At 37.3% G+C, this 21,752-nt stretch carries 12 protein-coding genes; 9 read left to right on the top strand and 3 right to left on the bottom strand.

Annotation, left to right across the window (positions count from 1 at the left end; genetic code table 11):
- Nucleotides 1–3 precede the first annotated feature (3 nt).
- Nucleotides 4–3,231: a SusC/RagA family TonB-linked outer membrane protein gene (locus tag WH188_RS07180; RefSeq protein WP_339423638.1), complete on the bottom strand. Its 3,228-nt coding sequence runs from the start codon at nucleotides 3,229–3,231 to the stop codon at nucleotides 4–6.
- A gap of 220 nt (nucleotides 3,232–3,451) precedes the next feature.
- Between WH188_RS07180 and WH188_RS07175 the strand changes: the two genes are divergently transcribed.
- The 8 genes from WH188_RS07175 (at nucleotide 3,452) to WH188_RS07140 (ending at nucleotide 18,948) form a co-directional block, all read left to right on the top strand.
- Nucleotides 3,452–4,846: an aminopeptidase P family protein gene (locus WH188_RS07175; protein ID WP_339423637.1), complete on the top strand. Its 1,395-nt coding sequence runs from the start codon at nucleotides 3,452–3,454 to the stop codon at nucleotides 4,844–4,846.
- A gap of 22 nt (nucleotides 4,847–4,868) precedes the next feature.
- Entirely contained in the window at nucleotides 4,869–7,037 is a 2,169-nt protein-coding gene (locus tag WH188_RS07170; protein ID WP_339423636.1) for a S9 family peptidase, read from the top strand.
- Between the two features lie 351 nt (nucleotides 7,038–7,388).
- Nucleotides 7,389–10,571 (top strand): SusC/RagA family TonB-linked outer membrane protein, encoded by a 3,183-nt coding sequence (locus WH188_RS07165; protein WP_132770851.1) that lies wholly within the window; start codon nucleotides 7,389–7,391, stop codon nucleotides 10,569–10,571.
- 4 nt (nucleotides 10,572–10,575) lie between these two features.
- Nucleotides 10,576–12,120 (top strand): SusD/RagB family nutrient-binding outer membrane lipoprotein, encoded by a 1,545-nt coding sequence (locus WH188_RS07160; RefSeq protein WP_339423635.1) that lies wholly within the window; start codon nucleotides 10,576–10,578, stop codon nucleotides 12,118–12,120.
- A gap of 294 nt (nucleotides 12,121–12,414) precedes the next feature.
- Nucleotides 12,415–13,014: a TetR/AcrR family transcriptional regulator gene (locus WH188_RS07155; protein WP_132771065.1), complete on the top strand. Its 600-nt coding sequence runs from the start codon at nucleotides 12,415–12,417 to the stop codon at nucleotides 13,012–13,014.
- Nucleotides 13,015–13,092: 78 nt separating this feature from the next.
- Entirely contained in the window at nucleotides 13,093–14,289 is a 1,197-nt protein-coding gene (locus tag WH188_RS07150; protein WP_132770853.1) for an efflux RND transporter periplasmic adaptor subunit, read from the top strand.
- 20 nt (nucleotides 14,290–14,309) lie between these two features.
- Nucleotides 14,310–17,498, top strand: a complete 3,189-nt coding sequence (locus tag WH188_RS07145; RefSeq protein ID WP_339423634.1) for an efflux RND transporter permease subunit — start codon at nucleotides 14,310–14,312, stop codon at nucleotides 17,496–17,498.
- A 25-nt stretch (nucleotides 17,499–17,523) separates the two neighbouring features.
- On the top strand, nucleotides 17,524–18,948 hold the full coding sequence (locus WH188_RS07140; RefSeq protein ID WP_339423633.1) for an efflux transporter outer membrane subunit: 1,425 nt from the start codon (nucleotides 17,524–17,526) through the stop codon (nucleotides 18,946–18,948).
- Nucleotides 18,949–19,043: 95 nt separating this feature from the next.
- Here WH188_RS07140 and WH188_RS07135 read toward each other — a convergent pair whose 3' ends face one another.
- Both WH188_RS07135 and WH188_RS07130 read right to left on the bottom strand, forming a co-directional pair.
- The gene (locus WH188_RS07135) at nucleotides 19,044–19,622 is read right to left on the bottom strand and encodes an NAD(P)H-dependent oxidoreductase (protein WP_132770856.1); all 579 of its coding nucleotides are present in this window, start codon (nucleotides 19,620–19,622) and stop codon (nucleotides 19,044–19,046) included.
- Nucleotides 19,623–19,665: 43 nt separating this feature from the next.
- Nucleotides 19,666–20,691 carry a hypothetical protein gene (locus WH188_RS07130; protein ID WP_339423632.1) on the bottom strand — a complete coding sequence of 342 codons (1,026 nt, stop codon included), beginning with the start codon at nucleotides 20,689–20,691 and terminating at the stop codon, nucleotides 19,666–19,668.
- 284 nt (nucleotides 20,692–20,975) lie between these two features.
- Between WH188_RS07130 and WH188_RS07125 the strand changes: the two genes are divergently transcribed.
- Nucleotides 20,976–21,725, top strand: a complete 750-nt coding sequence (locus WH188_RS07125; RefSeq protein ID WP_339423631.1) for a lysophospholipid acyltransferase family protein — start codon at nucleotides 20,976–20,978, stop codon at nucleotides 21,723–21,725.
- Nucleotides 21,726–21,752 lie beyond the last annotated feature (27 nt).

The raw sequence follows: 21,752 nt of genomic DNA, 5'->3' as shown, positions 1-21,752 counted from the left end.
TGTTTAAAATTTAAAATCAAGAGATAAACCAATATATCGTGTAGATGGATCTTGCAGATTACCGTCATTCCCCACTCCAAAATCTGGATCTAGGTATGGTACTTTTTTCCACATAGCTAAGTTGTAACCAAATACAGACGCGTCTAATGTTTTCAGATGCTTCAATTTAAATAGTTTATTAACATCATAGCCAATCGATACTCGACGTAGTTTGACAAATGAACGATCAAATACATTGGCAAATAGTTTGTTTTCGGCTTCTGAGACACGAGCTTGATAAGGGTAATTTTGACTCCATGCCTGCCAATCTACTGCTCTGCTATTTTGAGCATAGGTACGTGTATCAGAGGTAATATTACCATTAACATCTCTAGTCAGCTCACCGCCGGTTACAACAACACCTTCAGGTACATAAATAGGTTTTCCAGCATCATATTCTTCTTGTCTGTACAATACTGAAGAAGGGTGTTTTCCTCCCCACCACATCTTTTCAATAGTAGTCGAATTCATAACCCCTCCAATAGATCCGTCGATATCTATATTGACCGTAAAATCTTTAACCTTAAATCTGTTCGCAAAACCAAATTGCCAATCGGGTTGAAAGTATCCTAGATACTGGGGAAACGGATTACGAATTGGCATACCTGTATTGGCATTAAGGACCAATTGTCCATCAGCTGATTTCTCCCAGACTGTTGCATAGTAGCTATCGGCACGATCACCAATTTTTAAGTTACCCATTTTAACCTGGTCTTTATAAATCTCTTCCAGTCTCTTTACTGCTCTCGACCAATTAACTGTTGAGGTCCATGAGAACTCTTGTTGTTTTATAATATTACCGGTTAAAGAGATCTCTAAACCTTTAGTGCGAAACTTGTTTGCATTAACTTTACGGGATGTGAAAGCTGAAGCTGCAGAAATACTTAAATCAATGATTTGGTTTTTATCAATAACCTCATAATATGTTACATCTGCTGATAATCTATTTTTAAATAATGCAAATGCGGCACCTATTTCTAAAGAATTAGATTGCTGTGGTAAGATATTAGGATTCACAATTCCTGCAGGATAAGTCACTGAAGGTGTAGAACCATAAGTTACATCTTTTTTATAAGTCGCTAAAATGCTATACGGATCTAAATCGGATGAAACTGATGCCCAAGAACTATATAGTTTAATAAAATCAATTTGCTCAGGTAGTTTAAAGTAGTCCGACACTACGGAACTTAGTGATACAGAAGGATAGAAAAAGGATTGGTTTTCTTTTGAGAAGGTAGATGACCAGTCATTACGTCCTGATAAATTAAGATATGTTGATTTAAATAAATTAAAATTTACAGTGGCATACGCACTTCTGACTATTTTTTCACTAAATGCACTTTCTGCTTTAACAGGTCCTTGCGTATTCCCTAAGCTGTATATAAAAGGTACTACTAATCCATCGGTCGTTTGATATAACTGACGGTATGTTTTTTTGAAAGTTGAAGCACCCGCATTGACGGTAAGCCCAAATTGATCTGAGAACTCCTTATTGTAAGTTGCCAAAACATCAGCATCAAAATTTAACTGATTACTATCCCAGTTTTTATAATCTCCATTTCTTGAATCACCATAGTTCATATAAGACTTAGGGCTTTGCATATCTTGAAAAACATTTTTTTGTCTGGCAGAAGCACGACCTTTTAGTGTAAAATCGGGCGCTACTTTCCAAGTTAATGCTGTCTGACCTTGCAACACGTCCTGGTCATATACTTGATTAAGTTCGTACGCTGCGAAATAAGGATTATTATACCATGCATAATTATAATTTGCTTGACGATATCCTTCTTGACCAGGAATATAGTGATGTGCGTTAAGCTCTTTGCCATTGACATCATTACCCATCCACAATAAAATGGTATACATATGATTTTTGGGACCATAGTTATAGCGAGGATAATTAGGTGATTTAACTTTATTATAAGAAAGATTCAAATCCAACTGCACTTCTGGTCTAAAACGAAAAGATGTGTTTAAATTCAGACCTCCGGTCGTCAATTTTGTATTCGGCACCTGCCCTTTTTGAAAGGCATATTTTCCAGAACCAAATATGCTTACTTTTTCAGAGCGGTAAGATACCGTAGCATTATTTTCTGTAATCAATCCTGTTCCTAAGAAGTCTTCCAAGTTATCGTGTGACACCCAATCTGTTGGTACTCTTTCATAGCGTGATTTATCGTCGTATTTTGTACCTTTTACGTCGCCCCACCATGGTGTCACTTCACCTGTAACCTTATCTCGGATCGGACTATTCCATTGCGGTACTTTAAGTCGTGCATTTAGCTTTGGACCCCAAGCCATATCACCATCAGAAATACCCCCGTCTGCTCCATCCCAAAATTCGTATTTCCCATTTGATCCACTTCCAAATTCCTTTTGTGATTCAGGAAAAACGGTAAATCCTGCAGAAAACATGTTGGTGGTACCAAAAGAAAACTCTAAGCCTTCATTTTTAGCACTTTTTGTAGTAATTAATATGGCCCCATCCTTACCTCGTAAACCGTAAAGTGATGAAGCGGCTGTACCTTTCAACACATTGATGTTCTCAATACTTTGACTTGGTATATCAAAAAAATCTGTTTCCACAGGAATACCATCAACCACGATCAATGGGGGTTTTCCACGCAATTGAAAAGAGGGTGCTTGGAAGATCCCCGTAGGGTTATTTACAATCAAACCTGATACCTGCCCTGTTAGCGCTGTCCCTATGTTCATGGTTTTCGACTCTTTTAAGACATCGACCTTCACCTCTTGTGTTGCATATCCAATTTGTTTTTTCTGTTGCTTGATACCAATAGCTGTTACAACTACTTCATCTAATTTTGATGCATCTTTTTCCAAGATTATCTCTAGAGTAGCGTTTCTGATCTCTACAAATTGGGGCTTATACCCCAACGAAGAAATTCGAAGTCGATCTCCAACTTTTCCCTTAATAGAAAAATTCCCATTAAATTCTGTTCTTGTACTTTGTTTATTGGCTTCGTTTATGATGGTTCCCCCGTCTACAGGATTACCTTGCTGATCACGAATTACTCCTTTAATGAGTTCTTGACCTATTGCTGTTCCAACAGGTGAAACAGAAGCAATTTTGTTTGCCCAAACCACTTCTGTCTGCATAGCATATAGAAGTGCTACACAGAGTGTCATTTGGGTACTTTTCTTAAATAATTTTAATGAGTATGGTTTCATCATGCTAAGCGATTTGGCGCAAAGTAATGATCTACATATTAAAGAAAAATGAAAGCAGTATTAAGTTTAAAAGGATAAAATTAAAGCAACGATAGGTTAACATACCAACCGATTTTTAACATTTAACAACCGTAAAATAGCACAATCAGAAAAATAGGTGTCTTACATGTTTTTGTTCAAGTCTATTTTCATAAATTTATACTTTATTAAAAAGCATTCCATCATGTTTGAAAAAGAAATATACGTCCACAGAAGAAGAGAACTAAGCTCTAAATTTTCATCAGGTGTTCTCCTTTTTTTAGGAAACATTGAAAATCCTATCAATTTTGAACACAATACCTATCCTTTCCGTCAAGACAGTAGTTTTTTGTATTATTTCGGGATCAAGAGTCCGAAATTAGCGGCTGTTGTCGATATCGATGCCGGAGAAACTCTTTTATTTGGTGATGAAATGACCATTGATGATATTGTATGGATGGGTCAACAACAGACTTTAAGAGAAAAAGCGCAATGGGTAGGAATCGCAGCAGTTCGACCTTTTCATGAACTCCAGCCGTATTTGGAAAAAGTGCTTAAAAATAGTAATCAGGTACACTACCTACCTCCTTATCAAGCGCACAACAAGTTATTACTTCAACATGTATTAGGCTTATCCATTGACCAGATCAAACCATCTGTCGAAATGATCCAAGCCGTCGTAACACAACGCAATATAAAAGCAACAGAAGAGATCGTAGAATTAGAAAAAGCGGTGGACGTAGCTGTGGATATGCATCGTCTAGCAATCAAAATGACAAGGCCGGGTATGCATGAGTATGAAATCAGTAATGCTATTCAACATCTTGCACAAAATAGACAAATGTCATTTTCATACCCTCCCATTGTGACCAAACATGGAGAGATATTACACAATCATATACAATATCATAAAATAAAAGCTGGTGATATATTGCTTAATGATTCTGGTGTTGAAACTGCGCTAGGATATGCGTCAGATTTAACACGTTCATTTCCTGTAGGCAAACGATTTAACCCACTACAAGAAGAATTATACGCTGTTGTTTTAAATGCATTTAAAACTGCTGAAGCAGCATTAAAGCCGGGAGTTGCTTTTAAAAACATCCATTTAAAAGCCTGCGAAGCACTTGCTGAAGGATTAATCCAAATTGGTTTCATGAAAGGAAACGCGCAAGATGCTGTTGCGGCACATGCTCATGCTTTATTCTTCCAATGTGGTTTGGGTCATATGCTAGGACTAGATGTACACGATATGGAAGATCTTGGCGAACAATATGTGGGATACACCGCAGACGAGCCAAAAGACACCAAAACCTTCGGTATAAAATCCTTACGATTAGGAAAAAAATTAGAGGCAGGTAACGTAGTGACAGTAGAACCCGGTATCTATATCATACCTGAACTCACTCAAATGTGGGCACAGCAAAATTTGCATCACGAATTTATTAATTATGATCTGCTCAATAAGCACCTTGACTTTGGAGGTATACGAATCGAAGATGACTATGTTATTAAAGATTCTGGATATCATCGTCTAGGAAAATATCTCGAACGTGAACTCAATGAGATCTATGATCTCAAAGATCAAGGAACAGATTAAAAGCACCTAAGTAAAAATATACATGAAACATATACGTATTATAATACTATTACTAATAGTATGCTACTTTCCAAATTTGCTATTGGCACAGCGATTTTGGGCAGAAGATGATGGACAATATTATGAATTCTCTGAAAAGGGTATTGAACTCATCAATCCCAAAAGTGCTCAACGCACGCTATTTCTAGCAAATAAATTGCTTGTACCTGCAGGTAAAACCAATGCATTAGAGATAAGTCATTTTTCCATTTCGAATAATAAAGAACGTATTTTATTGTACACCAATAGTAAAAGAGTCTGGCGTGAGGAAACGAGAGGTGACTATTGGGTCTTTGACAAGAAAACAAACCAGTTGACTCAACTGGGCGCATCTTTTCCTGCGTCTCAACTGATGTTTGCTAAATTTAATCCACAAGGTACCAAAGTAGCATATGTGGTTAAATCCAATCATAATATTTATGTTGAAGATCTTGCAACAGGAACAATAAAACAGATCACCACAGATGGTACTGATCGTATTATCAACGGAACATTTGATTGGGTCTATGAAGAAGAATTTGGATGCAAAGATGGTTTTAGGTGGTCTCCAGATGGAAATGCTATTGCCTACTGGAAACTCGACGCACGCGCTATTCGTAATTTCTTAATGATCAATAATACCGATAGTATCTACTCTTATACAATACCTATTGAATATCCAAAAGTGGGTCAAGTACCTAGCGCATGCACCATTTGGACTTACCAATTAGCTACAGATGCGACGACACAGATACAAGTTCCTGGAGATGCTATTCAGCACTATATTCCAAGGATGGAGTGGAGTCTAGACAGCAAACAAGTCATCTTACAGCAACTTAATAGAAAGCAAAATGAAAGTAAAATTTATTTAATAGATGTTGCTACTAATAACGCTAAAAATATCCATAGTGAAAAAAATGATTCATGGATAGATATTAAATCACGTTGGAACAATAACGATCCAACCGGATGGGACTGGATTCAAAATGGCAAAGCTTTCATTTGGGTTTCAGAAAAAGACGGTTGGCGTAAGATCTATCAAATCGATCTTCAAGGCAATGAGAAATTAATCACGCATGCAGACTATGATGTCATCGATATTGAATTGTTCGATGCAAAAAGAGAAATGATTTATTTCAGTGCTTCACCAAATAATGCAACACAAAAATATCTTTATTCGGTATCAACCAAAGGTGGAGCTCCAAAAAGACTTACACCGGGATCATTTTCAGGAACTTGTGAATATGATATTGCCAAAAATGGGCAAATCGCGATCTTCAATTTTAGTAACAACAAAACAGCCAAGAGCAATGCTTTAATTGAATTACCTACCCACAAAACTTTAATCGATTTTAGAGGTACAATAAGTAAAAAACCTGAAGATGGGATAACTGAATTTTTCAAAGTAACTACAGCAGATGGTGTTAGTTTAGATGGCTGGATGGTCAAACCTTCGGATTTCAATCCCAAGAAGAAGTATCCCGTAGTTTTCATGGTGTACGGCGAACCTGCTTCACAAACTGTATTGGACAATTTTAGAGCTGGTATGAACAGCTTATATAGTGGCAATATGTCTAAAGACGGTTACATCTACATTTCACTGGAAAATAGAGGTGCACCTGCCCCCAAAGGTACAGAATGGCGTAAAAGTATCTACCGAAAAATCGGACAGCTCAATATCAGAGATCAGGCATTGGGAGCAAAAGAAATACTTAAATGGTCTTTTGTAGATAGTTCGCGGATCGCAGTATGGGGCTGGAGCGGTGGAGGTTCCAGTACTTTAAATCTATTGGGACAATATCCCGAAATCTATAAGACAGGGATAGCTATTGCTGCTGTTGCCGATCAATTATTGTATGATAATGTTTATCAAGAAAGATATATGGGTTTACCACAGGAAAATTTAGAAGATTTCCAGAACGGTTCACCACTAAAATATGCCAAAAATATCAAAGGTAATCTTTTGTACATTCATGGCACTGGAGATGATAATGTACATTACCAAAATGCAGAAGTTCTCATCAATGAACTCGTTAAAAACAATGTGCAATTTCAGTTCATGTCTTATCCAAATCGAAGTCATTCCATCAATGAAGGAGAAGGAACTTCTCAACATTTGAAAACTCTGTTTACAAATTATTTAAAACAGCATTGTCCTCCAGGTGCAAGATAAAAATCAAATAACTTTAACATAAGAAAAAGTCGATATCTTAAGATATCGACTTTTTTTATAAATCGTTAACAAGCATGAATAAGATTACATATTTGAATCCAACCAATTTACAAAGGCGCATTTAAACGTAGTGGGAATACATTTTAACATTTTTTTAACAAAAAGCACAAAAACAAAGACTACTTATCAGGTGGATTTTATATATTTGCATCATTAACAATAAATAATGAAAAAACACAGTACCTGTATGTACATAAAACGAATGCTTCTAGGAGGTACTTTAGCTTAATGATACACAACTATCTCCTATAACAAAAGACTCCCTAACTTCATATATTACATCTTATTAACATGATAAAACATACAACAAATTTTGTCGTAGCAGCAGCGCTTTGCCTCAGTTCAAGCGCACTATATGCACAATCTACCATAAAAGGAAAAGTAGTTGACGAGCGCAATACAGCCATTCAAGGCGCTACTATTACTGATATTTCAAGTAAAAAGCAGGTTCAAACAGATGTAAATGGTTTATTTGAATTTCCGTCAAACGAAAATACGGTTACACTACAAATACAATACATTGGATTTGAAACTAAAACGATTCAAGCAAATATTTCAGGCTTAAATACGATACAGTTATCACCTACTAGTTCACAGCTTAACGAAGTTGTTGTAACTGCATTAGGTATATCAAGAGAGAAAAGATCTTTGGGATATGCTGTACAAGAAGTAAAAGGAACTGAGTTACAAACTCGCCCTACCAATGCGTTAAGTGCATTATCAGGAAAGGTTGCTGGTCTTCAAGTTACAACTTCAGGTGGAAATATGGGCGGTTCATCCTCCGTCTTGCTCCGCGGCATCAATTCAATCTCAAACAATAACCAGCCTCTCTACGTAGTTGATGGTACGCCTATTGACAATACAGACTTTAATTCAAGTTCTACAATCAATGGTAGCGCGGGAAAAGATATAGGTAACATGATTCAGGATCTTAATCCAGATGATATTGAAAATATCTCTGTATTAAAAGGGGCGACAGCAGCAGCACTATATGGATCGAGAGCAGCAAACGGTGTTATTATGATCACCACAAAACGTGCATCAAAGGGTGAAAAGGTCGAAATATCTCTTAATACTGGTATTGACTTTGAGAATATTACCAGATTGCCCAAAAGACAACATCTTTACGGCCAGGGTTATTCGACCAATTTTCAAACTCAGAAAATCAATGGAAAAGATTATAAGATTGTCGATTATGCTTCCGATGAAAGCTGGGGTCCAAAACTTGATGGAACACCGGTGTTACAATGGTATAACCTCAACCCTGAAGATGAAGCGAATTATCTGAATCCAACACCTTGGCTTTATCCAAAAAATGATGTTAGCTATTTTTTCAGAACTGGAATAGCTAATACCAACAATTTTGCCATTGCAGGTAACAGTGGTAGCACCAATTACCGCTTTTCATACACCAATAAAAATGTAGAGGGTACCACCCCGAATTCAAGTTTGACACGAAATGCATTTAATTTTTCTGGTGGCACACAATTGGGAAAAGTCAAAATAACCTCCAATTTTAATTACATCCGTAACTCTTCTATAGGCCGCCCATGGACTGGTGCTTCCAATAGAAATATTATTCTTGAAGCTTTCCAGTGGGGTGCAGTACAAGTCGACTATAAAATACTTGAAAACTACAAACGTGCAGATGGAACACCATTAGCTTGGAACCGTACAGGCTGGCAAAATACACCTGCTGCTGAAGCAACTCGTTTTATCGACAATCCGTACTGGTCAGCATATGAATCTTACATGGAAGACAGTAGAGATCGTTTCTATGGAAATATCGGAGCTGAATACAATGTGAATAGCTGGTTAACCGTGGGAGCAAAGGTACATGGTGATATCTATTCATTGCAAGCACAGGACCGTATTGCCGTATACTCGCGAAGCACATCGCAATATGAAGAAACAAACAATAAACTCAATGAGTATAATTATGAGTTTATAGCGACTGCTAAAAAGAACTGGGATAAATTTTCACTTGTGGCATTTGCTGGTGGAAATATCCGAGACAAAAGCTGGCAAAATAACTATGCTATAACCCAAGGAGGATTAATTCTACCTAATTACTATAATTTAAAAAATGCAAATTCTGTTAAAATAGATAATTTCAAATATCACAAACGCATCGCTTCAGTTTTTGGAAGTGCCTCTTTTGGATATAATGATTTATTTTATTTAGATGCTACAATTCGTAATGACTGGTCCTCAACGCTTCCTTCTTCAAATTGGTCCTATATTTATCCATCTTTAGCGGGAAGTTTTGTTTTTAGTAATCTAGAACCATTTAAAAATTTGCCATGGTTAAGTTTTGGTAAAGTTCGATTGGGTTGGTCGGATGTAGGTAATGATACGGAACCATATCAACTTGCAAAATTGTATGAGGCAGAACAATCTTTTGAAGGTTCCCCTTCTTATACAGCACCAGCAATAAAACCAAACGATCAACTTGTTCCTGAACGGACAGGATCATGGGAAACGGGTATCAACTTTCAGTTATTCAAAAACCGTCTAGGTTTGGACGTTACGTATTACAACAACACGACAAGAAATCAAATTTTCCCAGTTCCAGTATCTTCGTCTTTTGGATATGAAGCCAAATGGCTTAATGCAGGTAAGATGAATAATAAAGGTATCGAAATTGTTCTTAATGGTACTCCGATCAAAACAGAAAACTTTAGTTGGGATGCAACAATAAACTGGGCAAAAAATAAAAACAAAGTTGTTAAACTAGACGACCAAGTCAATACGCTAAATTTAAGCAATTCCTTAGTCCAATTAGTGGCAAGAGAGGGACAATCTTACGGTCAATTTTTGGGTAATGATTTTGTTTATGCTTCCGATGGACAACGTGTCATTCAAGCAGATGGCACCTACATGAAGACCTCACAATTAGTACCATTAGGATCAATTCTTCCTGACTTTACTTTTGGTTTTCAAAATAGCTTTCATTACAAAAACTTCAATTTAGGATTTCTAGTATCCGGTCGTGTTGGAGGTAAATTCTTCTCACAAACCTATAAGGTAGGTATGTATTCCGGTATTCTGGATAAAACAGCCGCCAATAATATACGTGAAACAGGAATTGTACTTGATGGAGTTAAAGGTGACGTTGCATTTAATAGCGATGGGACATACGATGTAACTAATATTCAACAAAACACAACTAATATCACTGCTCAACAATGGGCACGTAATGAATACAATGGTCCGACTACATTTTCAATTTTTGACGCTACATTTGTTAAATTAAGAGAAGTTACCTTAGGTTATAATTTCAAATTGACCAATACCAAAGTCATTAAAAATATTGGTGTAAATGTCTATGGCCGTAATCTTTGGAATATTTATACCAAAAGTAAATACATTGATCCCGAGTTTACTTCCAGTGGCGGTAATGTCCAAGGCATTGAAGGAGGAAATATTCCTTTGCCTGTCACTTATGGTTTCAATTTGAATCTTAAATTCTAAAAAAATGAAAATAATTAATATATTATATACTTCAGTAATCGGTATTTCAATTGTTGCATCTTCATGTTCGAAGTCTAAATTTGCAGAGATCAATACCGATCCCAATCGTCCCACTTTTGTAACAACACCGACATTACTAGTGACGGCCGAAAAACAATTAGTGAATGCGCTACGCAGCGAAGATATCAGTTTAAGAGGGGCACAATTATTTTCGCAATACTTTGCACAAAATATTTATACCGATCAATCACGTTATCAGATACCAACCGGTTATTCGGACAATTATTGGACAGCGACATATAAGGCTCTTAATAATCTGAATGATATTATTAAATTAAATACAGCTGCCAACACCAAAGCAATCGCTTCGGCAGGAACGGCAGGCAGCAATGTCAATCAAATTGCGATTGCACGTATTTTAAAGTCGTATGCTTTCCATTCATTGACCGATGTATTTGGTAATATTCCATATCAATCCTATGGCAATGCAGATCCCGATTTTGAAGCCCTACAGCAAGATCCAGATAACTTGGCGCCTAAATATGCCAGTCAAGAAAAAATCTATAAAGATATCCTGAATGAATTGAAGCAAGCAGCTGATACTTTGATCAAATATAAAGGTGAAAAAACATTTGGTGCATCCGATGTCATTTATCAAGGTGATAATGCAAAGTGGGCGAAGTTTGCCAATTCGCTACGTTTACGCTTAGCAACGCGGATCAAAACAAAGGATGCCAATCTTGCACAAACTCATATTGCTGACGCGATAAACAAAGGCATTTTCACCGCTAACAGTGACAATGCCGTATTTAAATACTCTAAGACTTCACCAAACGAAGCACCTTTATTTCGTGCTACAACATCAAACCGTAGAGATTTTGCAATTTCCAATGTCATTGTTGAGGCGCTACAAGGAAAAAGAGGACCATTTACAGCTGCAGATCCTAGACTTGATAAATATGCAAGACCAACAACTGCAACAAATACGTATTTTGGACAACCCTACGGCTTACCTTTAGCTGCCGGCAACTTATTCCCAGCCGACAAAGTTTCTCTACCAGGCACGGTAATCAATGCTGCAGACTATGGAGAAGTACTATTAGAATATGCAGAAGTAGCTTTCCTGTTATCTGAAAATAGCAATTGGGATCAAACCCAATATGTAAATGGCACACGTGCATCCCTAGAAAAATGGGGGGTAACAACAACAGACATTACAGCTTATTTAGATAAGCTTCCTGCAGCCAATAAAGAGCGTGTACTATCGCAAAAATACTTGGCTCTATTCAATCAAAGCATTGAATCTTGGTCAGAAGTAAGACGTACCGGTTATCCGTTATACTTAATTAAAAAGGGAGATGTAGTATGGAGTGGCACCATAGATGGAAAAACAGTAACTTATACCTTCACTCCTGAAATCGGAGATGCTATCCCTAGTCGTTTGGTTTACCCGACTAAAGAGCAAAGCACCAATAAAGTCAACTATCAGGCTTCGCTTGCACAACAGGGCGATGATGTGATTACGAAGAAATTATGGTGGAACAAATAAGTGATTCCTAATTTTCTTAAAACAAAGCCAATCTGAAAAGGTATGGCTTTGTTTTATTTAAGCATATTTTCTAAACATCTATCTATCAGATCTATGAATTTTAAAAAATATATTTTTCACTAGTTTATATGATCTTTCTCATAAAATCAATAAAAATGATAACAAAAGCAGGTTTATCTTAAATGAACAATGGTTTATTACTCTTTTTTATTTAATGACTTTGATATGTCACAAATAAAAAGTAAAAATCAGAATTTTGTCTTAACACTGTTAAATCATTTATGCTTATCAGGCATGGCTAGTAAAGATCGCATACAACGTCTTAAAGACGAAAATAGAAGCAATATTCTTGACGCCTCTCTTCAGATTGTAAAAGAAGAGGGATGGCAAGCATTGAGCATGCGTAAGATCGCCGATATCATCGAATATACGGCACCCATGATTTATGAATATTTTGCAAACAAAGATGCTATCTTAACAGAACTTGCTAACCAAGGTTACAGGCTCCTTGCCCAAAAAGTAAAAGAAGCAAAATCTACAGAAACAAATCTGGAAAAACAATTGGAAACTATGTGGTTTAGCTATTGGGATTTTGCCTTCGAGGAACGTGAACTTTATCAATTAATGTTTGGTGTCGGAACTGCCTGCTGTGGTTTTGAAAAAACATATAAATGTGCTGAATCACACGGGAAGATGATCAGTGACGTTATCCGAGAAATTATGAAAGAAAAAAATCCTTCGGAAGAACTGATCTGCAGAAAGTACTTTACATACTGGTCTATTATACATGGATTAATATCGATCAATCTGGTGAATCAAGGTAATGGAGATATTACCAACCAACAAGTTTTAAAAGACGCGATTTACGGAATTACACGTTCGCTTACTGATTAGTTTTTTTTACCTTAAATAATACAACGTTAAAGGATTTAACAGCGTTAAATATACCATACCTCAATTTTTTAATATAACATGAAAACACATCTATTACTGGATTTTAAGAGAATTTACGTCTTATCACTTAACAGTGTTAAACAACTTAATGTAGTAAAGGCGCTTTATTTTTTACCTGCAATTTTCCTGTACAGCTGTACCACAGGAACAAGCAAACCAGCACCTCCTCCCCCTGCTAACTTACCGGTAATGACCATATCAAACGGTGAGGAAACAGTCTATCAGGAATATCCTGCTAGCATCGAAGCATCGGCCAACATTGAAATCAGACCTCAGGTAGAAGGTATTTTGGACCGTATTTTTGTCGATGAAGGAGCAAAAGTTAAGAAAGGTCAGGCACTCTTCAAAATTAATGATCGTCCTTATCAAGAGCAACTTAATCAAGCGAAAGCTAATTTACTATCTGCCCGTGCAGCATTAGAAAATGCGTCTTTAGAAGTAGAGAAAAAGACACGGTTAGTCAATAATAAGGTATTGACAGATTTCCAACTCAAAACAGCAATCAGCGCCCGAAATGCAGCAGAAGCAAATGTTCAACTTGCGATTTCAGCAATTGAATCCGCTAAAATAAATGTTGGATATACGTTGATCCGTGCCACATCTGATGGCTTTATCGGAAGATTGCAAAAAAAGCAAGGAAGTTTGGTTAGCCCATCTGATGCACAACCATTAACGGCTCTGTCTGATGTACAGGATCTACATGTATATTTTTCTCTAGGCGAGAATGATTTCATTGCATTCAAAAACAACACAGCAGGAAGCAATTTACAACAAAAATTAAACAATCTTCCTCCGATTAACTTAGTGCTATCTGATCAAAGTATATATGATCAAACTGGTAAGATCGATATGGTGGACGGTCAATTTGACAAAAACACCGGAGCCATTACTTTACGTGCTACTTTCAAGAATCCCGAAGGTGTTTTAAGAAATGGAAATACGGGACGTGTACGATTGCAGAAAAAATATGACAATACGCTATTGGTACCACAAATGGCAACCCTCGAGATGCAGGATAAAATTTTCGTTTATACTGTTAACAAAGAAAACAAAGTAGTGCAACAGCCTATCACAGTCATCGGCAAAAGCGGATCCAATTACCTCGTTAGTAACGGCCTTAAAGAAGGAGACCGTATCGTATATAAGGGAATTGATTTGCTTCAAGATGGTCAAGTGATCACCCCACAAGCACTACCTAAAGACAGCATCAACTAAAACATAATACGATAAACAAAATGTTTAAAAAATTTATAGAAAGACCCGTACTTGCTACAGTTATCTCCATTCTGCTCGTCATATTGGGGATCATCGGGATCCTAAAACTTCCTTTGCAACAGTTTCCCGATATTGCTCCACCAGCGGTGCAAGTTACGGCACTTTATCCCGGAGCAAATGCCGAAACGGTACTCCGTGCTGTAGCCCCCTCTCTTGAAGAGTCCATCAATGGAGTGGAAAATATGAGTTACATGAGTTCCACAGCCAGTAATGATGGTTCTCTCATGATTACCGTTTATTTCAAATTAGGAACTGATCCGGACCAGGCTGCAGTCAATGTCCAAAATCGTGTTTCACAAGCCACCAGCCAACTTCCAAGCGAAGTTGTACAGGCGGGGATCACAACCGCCAAGCAGCAAAACAGTCTGATCATGGTATTAGATCTTTATACGGAAGATGAAAGCAAATATGATCAAACTTTTATTACCAACTATGCGCAGATCAATATTATTCCTGAACTTAAACGTATCCCCGGAGTAGGACAAGCTTTGCCCTTTGGCGGAAGTAAAGATTATTCGATGCGTGTATGGCTCAAGCCTAATCAGATGGCGACTTACAAACTGACACCAGAGGAAGTCATGGCGGCCATTCAGGATAAAAACGTTGAAGCAGCTCCCGGAAAATTCGGAGAAAGCAGTAAAGAGGCTTTCGAATTTGTTATCAAATACAAAGGAAAACTTAACCAGCCAAGCGATTACGAAAACATTATTATTCGCTCTAATACAGATGGTTCGGTTTTAAGACTTAAGGATGTTGCCCGTGTTGAATTGGGTTCTTATACCTATGCCAGCCACACTCGAATCAATGGTAAACCTGGACTTAATATCGGTGTAATGCAATTGGCAGGTTCCAATGCCAATGAAATTCAGATTGCGATCCAGGAGTTTATGGAAAAAGCATCATTAAGTTTTCCAAAAGGGGTCAAATACTTAGTGCTTTATAATACGAAAGATGCTTTGGATCAATCCATAGACCAAGTTAAACATACTTTAATAGAAGCTTTTATACTGGTATTTTTAGTCGTATTCCTATTCTTACAAGATTTTAGATCAACACTGATTCCTGCCATCGCAGTTCCTGTAGCGATCGTCGGAACCTTCTTCTTCATGCAGTTATTCGGCTTCTCGATCAACTTGCTGACACTATTTGCACTTGTCCTCGCCATCGGTATTGTGGTCGATGATGCTATTGTCGTCGTCGAAGCTGTACATGCTAAGATGGAGAATGAACATCTGTCTCCAAAACTGGCCACAACATCGGCCATGAGTGAAATCACAGGAGCCATTATTTCCATTACATTAGTTATGTCGGCGGTATTCCTTCCAATCGGATTTATGGAGGGATCAACAGGCGTATTTTATCGGCAGTTTGCTTTTACTTTGGCCATTGCTATTGTTATTTCAGCTATCAATGCGTTGACTTTGAGCCCGGCACTCTGTGCACTTTTTTTAAAGCCTACGCATCATAACCAATCTGATAAAAAGCAACTCAACTTTAAAGAACGCTTTTTTGCTGGATTTAATGTCGGTTTTGATCGATTAACTAAAAACTATATCGGTAGTCTGCGTTTCTTAATTCGTTACAAATGGATTGCATTTAGTGCTTTGGGCGTGATATTACTGCTTACTGTTGTCATGATTCGCAAGACTCCAACTGGTTTTATTCCTTCGGAAGACCAGGGTTTTATTGCAATATCTCTTTCAATGCCAGCAGGAGCATCTTTAGACCGTACATCAAGCGCATTAGCCGAAGCAGAACAACAGTTGCAACATGCCGATTTTACAAAAACATTGAATGTTTTAGCCGGCTTCAATATTTTGACACAGTCAACTAGCCCATCTGCTGGTGTGGCTTTTATCTTACTTAAATCACATAAAGAACGGGGAGCTATAAAAGATATCAATGCTATTATGGCTGATGTTAACCAGAAATTATCTAAAATTAAAGGTGCTAATTTTTTCGTCTTTACTTTCCCAACTGTTCCTGGATTTAGTAATGTTGATGGACTTGATATGGTTTTACAAGATCGAACTGGTGGCCAACTGGGTAAATTTAGTACTGTAGGACAACAGTTTATTGGAGAACTGATGCAACGTCCTGAAATTATGATGGCCTTTACCACATTCAAAGCCGACTATCCGCAGTTCGAACTGCAGGTTGATGACATAAAGGCTGAACAGCTCGGTGTAAGTACCAAAAGTATTTTGCAGACCATGCAGGCATACTTCGGAAGCTCGCAGGCTTCAGACTTTAACCGATTCGGTAAGTATTACCGCGTCATGGTTCAGGCTGACGTACAAGACCGTACCGAGCCCTCTTCTATGGACGGGATTTTCGTTAAAAATCGTCAGGGAGATATGGTTCCTATCAATACGCTGGTTACCATGACACGTGTATATGGTCCGGAGACAGCATCACGCTATAACCTATTCAATTCTATTGGTATCAATGCGATTCCAAAACCTGGATACAGTTCAGGAGATGCTATTCGTGCGGTAGAAGAGGTAGCAAAACAGCACCTCCCTACAGGATATACTTATGAATTCTCAGGTATGACAAAAGAGGAAATTGTTTCGGGTGGACAGTCTACTCTTATTTTCATCTTGTGTTTGATATTTGTTTACTTCCTGCTTGCTGCACAATATGAAAGTTATATCATTCCATTAGCAGTTATCCTATCTATTCCAACAGGAATCTTCGGCGTATTTGCTGCGATTAGTCTAACAGATATATCCAATAATATTTATGTTCAGGTTGCCTTGGTTATGCTGATCGGCTTATTAGCCAAAAACGCCATTCTTATCGTTGAATTTGCTATTCAGGGACGTAAACGAGGACTTTCGATTGCAAGTGCTGCTCTAAAAGCTGCAAAACTACGTCTGAGGCCTATCATTATGACCTCTCTCGCTTTTATCGTAGGAATGATCCCAATGATGACGGCAGTTGGTCCTTCAGCACAAGGAAATCACTCTATTAGTATTGCCGCTGCAGGCGGTATGCTCAGTGGAGTTGTACTTGGCCTATTCATCATTCCGGTGCTTTTTATTTTCTTCCAATATATACAAGAGAAAGTAAGTCCAAATCCTACGGAAAAACAAGAATTGGACCAATCAGAAGTGGTTAGAGTACCCGCACATACTAATGTTTAGTGAAACAATGACAAAATTGAAATACATGAATATAAAAGTAAACATACTGATGGCTTTCATATTACCCCTTGTTGTATGGTCTTGTAAAACCGATAAACTGATCAGCAACAAGGATCTTGCTCCTGCCCTTCCTACACAGTTTCGTGATCAAGAAGAAGGAGCAAAAGAAACGAGCATCGGTTCCATTCCATGGCGAGACTTCTTTCAAGACCCTATTTTACAAGTTCTGATTGATAGTGCCATCCATCAAAATGTAGACATGCAACTCGCCATCAAAAACATCGAGTCATCGCAGCTGATGTTAAAACAAGCTAAGGCTAACTATTTGCCAAATTTGCAATTGCAGATAAAAGCAAACAGTACTAATCCATCCAATAATAGTATGAATGGGTTGAGTCTAGGACAATTTCTAGGTCAAAATCATGTTGAAGATTATACAGCATCGTTAGGACTATCGTGGGAAGCCGATCTATGGGGAAAGATCAAGAGTCAAAATACCGTAGCATTAGCTTCTTATTTACAGACCGAAGAAGCAAAAAAAGCTGTACAGACACAACTGATTTCTCAAGTAGCACAGGGATATTACCAGTTGCTTATGCTTTATCAGCTACATGAGATTGCACAGCAAAATCTACGTCTTAGCGACAGTACCTTACGCATTGTCCAACAACAATACGAAGTTGGTGACATCAGTATGTTGGCTGTAGAGCAAGTGGATGCGCAACGTCTTGCTGCGGCCAGTCTTATTCCAGATTTTGAGCAGCAGATCCATTTACAGGAGAATGCCATTCAAACGTTGAGTGGTCGACTACCGCAGGAGATTAAAATCAAAGAAAAACTGGCAAATATTCAACTTCCTGACAATTGGTCTGCGGGTGTACCTGCCGATTTATTGAGCCGTAGACCTGATGTTAAGCAAGCAGAACTTGCTGTTACCAGTTCCAAAGCCTATCAACAATATGCTAAAGCTAGGATGTATCCTTCCTTAGTTATCAGTGCCGAAGCTGGAATCAATGCTTTCAAAAGTAGCAATTGGTTCAACATACCAGCTTCCCTATTTGGTGCCGTCGCAGGAAGTATTACCCAGCCTATATTTCAACGTCGTGAACTAAAAACACAATACGAAATCGCACAAATTGATCAAGAAAAAAATGTTATCCGATTTAAACAAACAGTGATCACAGCAGTTGGTGAAGTATCTGATGCTTTAATTTCAATACAGAAATTAAAAGAAAAGCAACGCATCACTTTAGAAAGAACCAATCGATTGAAGAAAGCTATTCAACATGCCGATGTGCTTTTCGAAACCGGAATGGCAACTTACTTGGAAGTCATCACAGCTCAAAGCAATATGCTACAAAGTGAATTGGAACTTGCACAAGTTAAGAAGGCAGAACTTGCTGCTGTTGTCGATTTATACCGATCACTAGGTGGTGGCTGGAATCAATAATTAACATATACAAGTATAACAAAGGAGCAAGTTTAATAGACCTGCTTCTTTGTTATTTTTAAAACTTATATAGCCCTTTTTAAAAATTATTAATTCTACAGATTATCTTTTCCCCACCTCTTAACCTTTTCGATCCACTTTTTCCGCAAATTTTCATCAGCTGTTTTTACAATACCGATGTAGCTTACCTTTATTGGAGTAACACCACAAAACTGTAGTGTTGATTTTTTCAATTGATTGATACTTGGTCTTCCATAGATAAGACGGTAATACCAGCCCGGCTGATCCAATGTCGTAATGATATGCCCAGTCTTACCTTTCAGCAGTCGATCCCAAAATATTGAATTAGGTCGATACTTAAAAGCCATACCTGGTAAAAACAAACGGTCTATAAATCCCTTCATTAAGGCTGGCAATCCGCCCCACCATACCGGATGTACCCATACAAGATGATCTGCCCACAAAATCATTTCCCAAGCTTTGATTAAATCTGGTTCTAGGTCCATACGTTTGTGATAACCATATTGGAGATTAGGATTAAACTCCATATCTGCAATTGTAATCTCTTTTATTTCGGCTCCTGATTGTTCGGCTCCTTCAATATAGGCTTTTACAAGAGCAAAGTTTAGCGCATCTTTATTAGGATGTCCATTGATAATTACTATATTTTTCATTAGCGTAATTAAATTTGTAAACACTACATTTTAGCCACATCCATTAATATATTTTTACATTAATGGTTTTATATTCCATTAATTGTTGCTGCAAATCCTGTTTTTTATGCAATTCATGCGCAAAATAGACACGATTATTAAAAACATTTTTGCAAAGAGATTCAATATGTATAACTGTTGATAAGGCAGTCAATTCAGCCTGCCCTTTCTCACTGAGTACACTAATTTTCTTAAATTTTCCATCAGTATTTGCTACCGTAATTTCGAAGACTGCTAAATCTCCATTTCCACTCGATCCGAAAACTTTCTTCCTAGTATTAAGAGACAGCTTATTAAAAATTCCGAATTGTTGCATCGTCCCTAATAACCAGGTTATAAATTTAGAATTATAGGTCATCTTGACAGAGACATCTGAGATTTTTTCAACTTTATTAAGGATATACAAATCCGGTACGTCGAAATTATAAACTTGCCGACGGCCGATTCCAAACCCAAAATTAAAATAATCGGTATCCAAAAAATGTTTAATCTGTACGGGCTCATTGTTCTGGTATCGGACAAAAGGTTTGGCAACATTTTCTGCCATAAAATGAGCTGAACTTTCTCCTGCAAGATCTTTAACAGAATAGTAAACGGCTACATCAACTTTTTCAATATCAGTCATGCTGTTTACATTCGCCTTGATCAAACCAGCAATTATTCCTCCCATCCAACCCGATGCAAATACAATCCGGCTATTGATATCATGACCTACGAGCAAGTGGTAGGCTTTCATCAATGCTGGAGTTGGTTTTGTAATATCAATATAATCCAAATGGTGTTTAACCGCAAAATGTAAAACATTGTCTTCGTTATCATTTACACTCAACACAATAATATCTATTTTTTTATCTAAAATAGACTGAAAAGTATCTGGTTGGTTGACATCAATCGTTAGTTCATTATTTTCCACAGTAGCTTTCCGACTTCCCACGAAGAGGTCAGCATCAGGATTTCTGGATTTAAGTATCCGATAAATAGTCTTCCCTACCAATCCTTTACCTCCAATAATTAAGATATTCTTTTGCATATTTTTTTTATACAAAAATATCGCTGAAAACTTAACCTCTACAGGACATATGTCTAAAAGGTAATTGTGACATAAGAACAGTTCTGACTATAAAGATTAATTTTCTGGTTAGTATTAAATTAATCTCAGACCTCTTCTTTTTCAAAAATTAATAAGGGTAAGGGAGCATCCGGTTGTCAGATATAAAAAGGGATACTTGTTGAAGTACTGAAATAATAGGATTTAGTTTTTCTACAAATTACGGCATAGTATTAAAATTTCTCGGAACATTAAAAACAATCAATATGTTAGGTTATTTCATTGGACAAGTTTGTAAATATCGGCTAAGCGTATGCGTACAAAATCTCGCTCGCGCCTTCCCTCACTTGTCCTATCAGGAAATTAACATACATCGTCATAATTTCTACCAAAATCTTGCCCGTATTATATGGGAAAATTTTCATCCTCGTCAGGTAAAATTACATTTATCAGAATCAGCCCTTGAAACGATCAATAGGCTCCAAAAACAACGAAGTCAAGCTATACTGTTATTAGGTCATTACGGAAATTGGGAGCTGATAACGAAAATACCACAATTTACAAACATACCTACACAAGCTCTATATAAACCTTTAAAAAACAGATTTTTAAATTATTTAAGTTATAAAAAAAGGACCAAACATGGTATGCGCCTGTTGCCTGCTCAACATGCATTAAGGATACTTTTACGGGAAAAACAAACTCCTTCCATTACATTATTTATTGCAGATCAATTTCCTGGACATGACAATGGAATTGCTGTTGAGTTTTTACAACAAACTACCTTCATGTTTTCTGGTGCAGAAAAGCTAGCAAGGCAACTAAATACATCTGTAGGATATGTTTCCTTACAACCTTTAAATAAACTAGAGTGGGAACTTGATATTAAACCGATATGTGATCATGCAGCAGCAACTTCAGAAGGATTGATAACTAAGCAATTTGCGTCCATGCTGGAAAAAAGCATACAAAAAGACCCTAGTTGGTGGTTGTGGACACATCGCCGTTGGAAATAAAAATAAAGGGTAAAGTACCTACCAATT

Origin of the sequence: Sphingobacterium sp. MYb388, from assembly GCF_037479535.1 — a bacterium.
Lineage (GTDB): Bacteria > Bacteroidota > Bacteroidia > Sphingobacteriales > Sphingobacteriaceae > Sphingobacterium > Sphingobacterium anhuiense.
The sequence above is the reverse complement of the archived record's forward strand: the minus strand, read 5'-3'. Positions and strand labels throughout refer to the sequence as shown.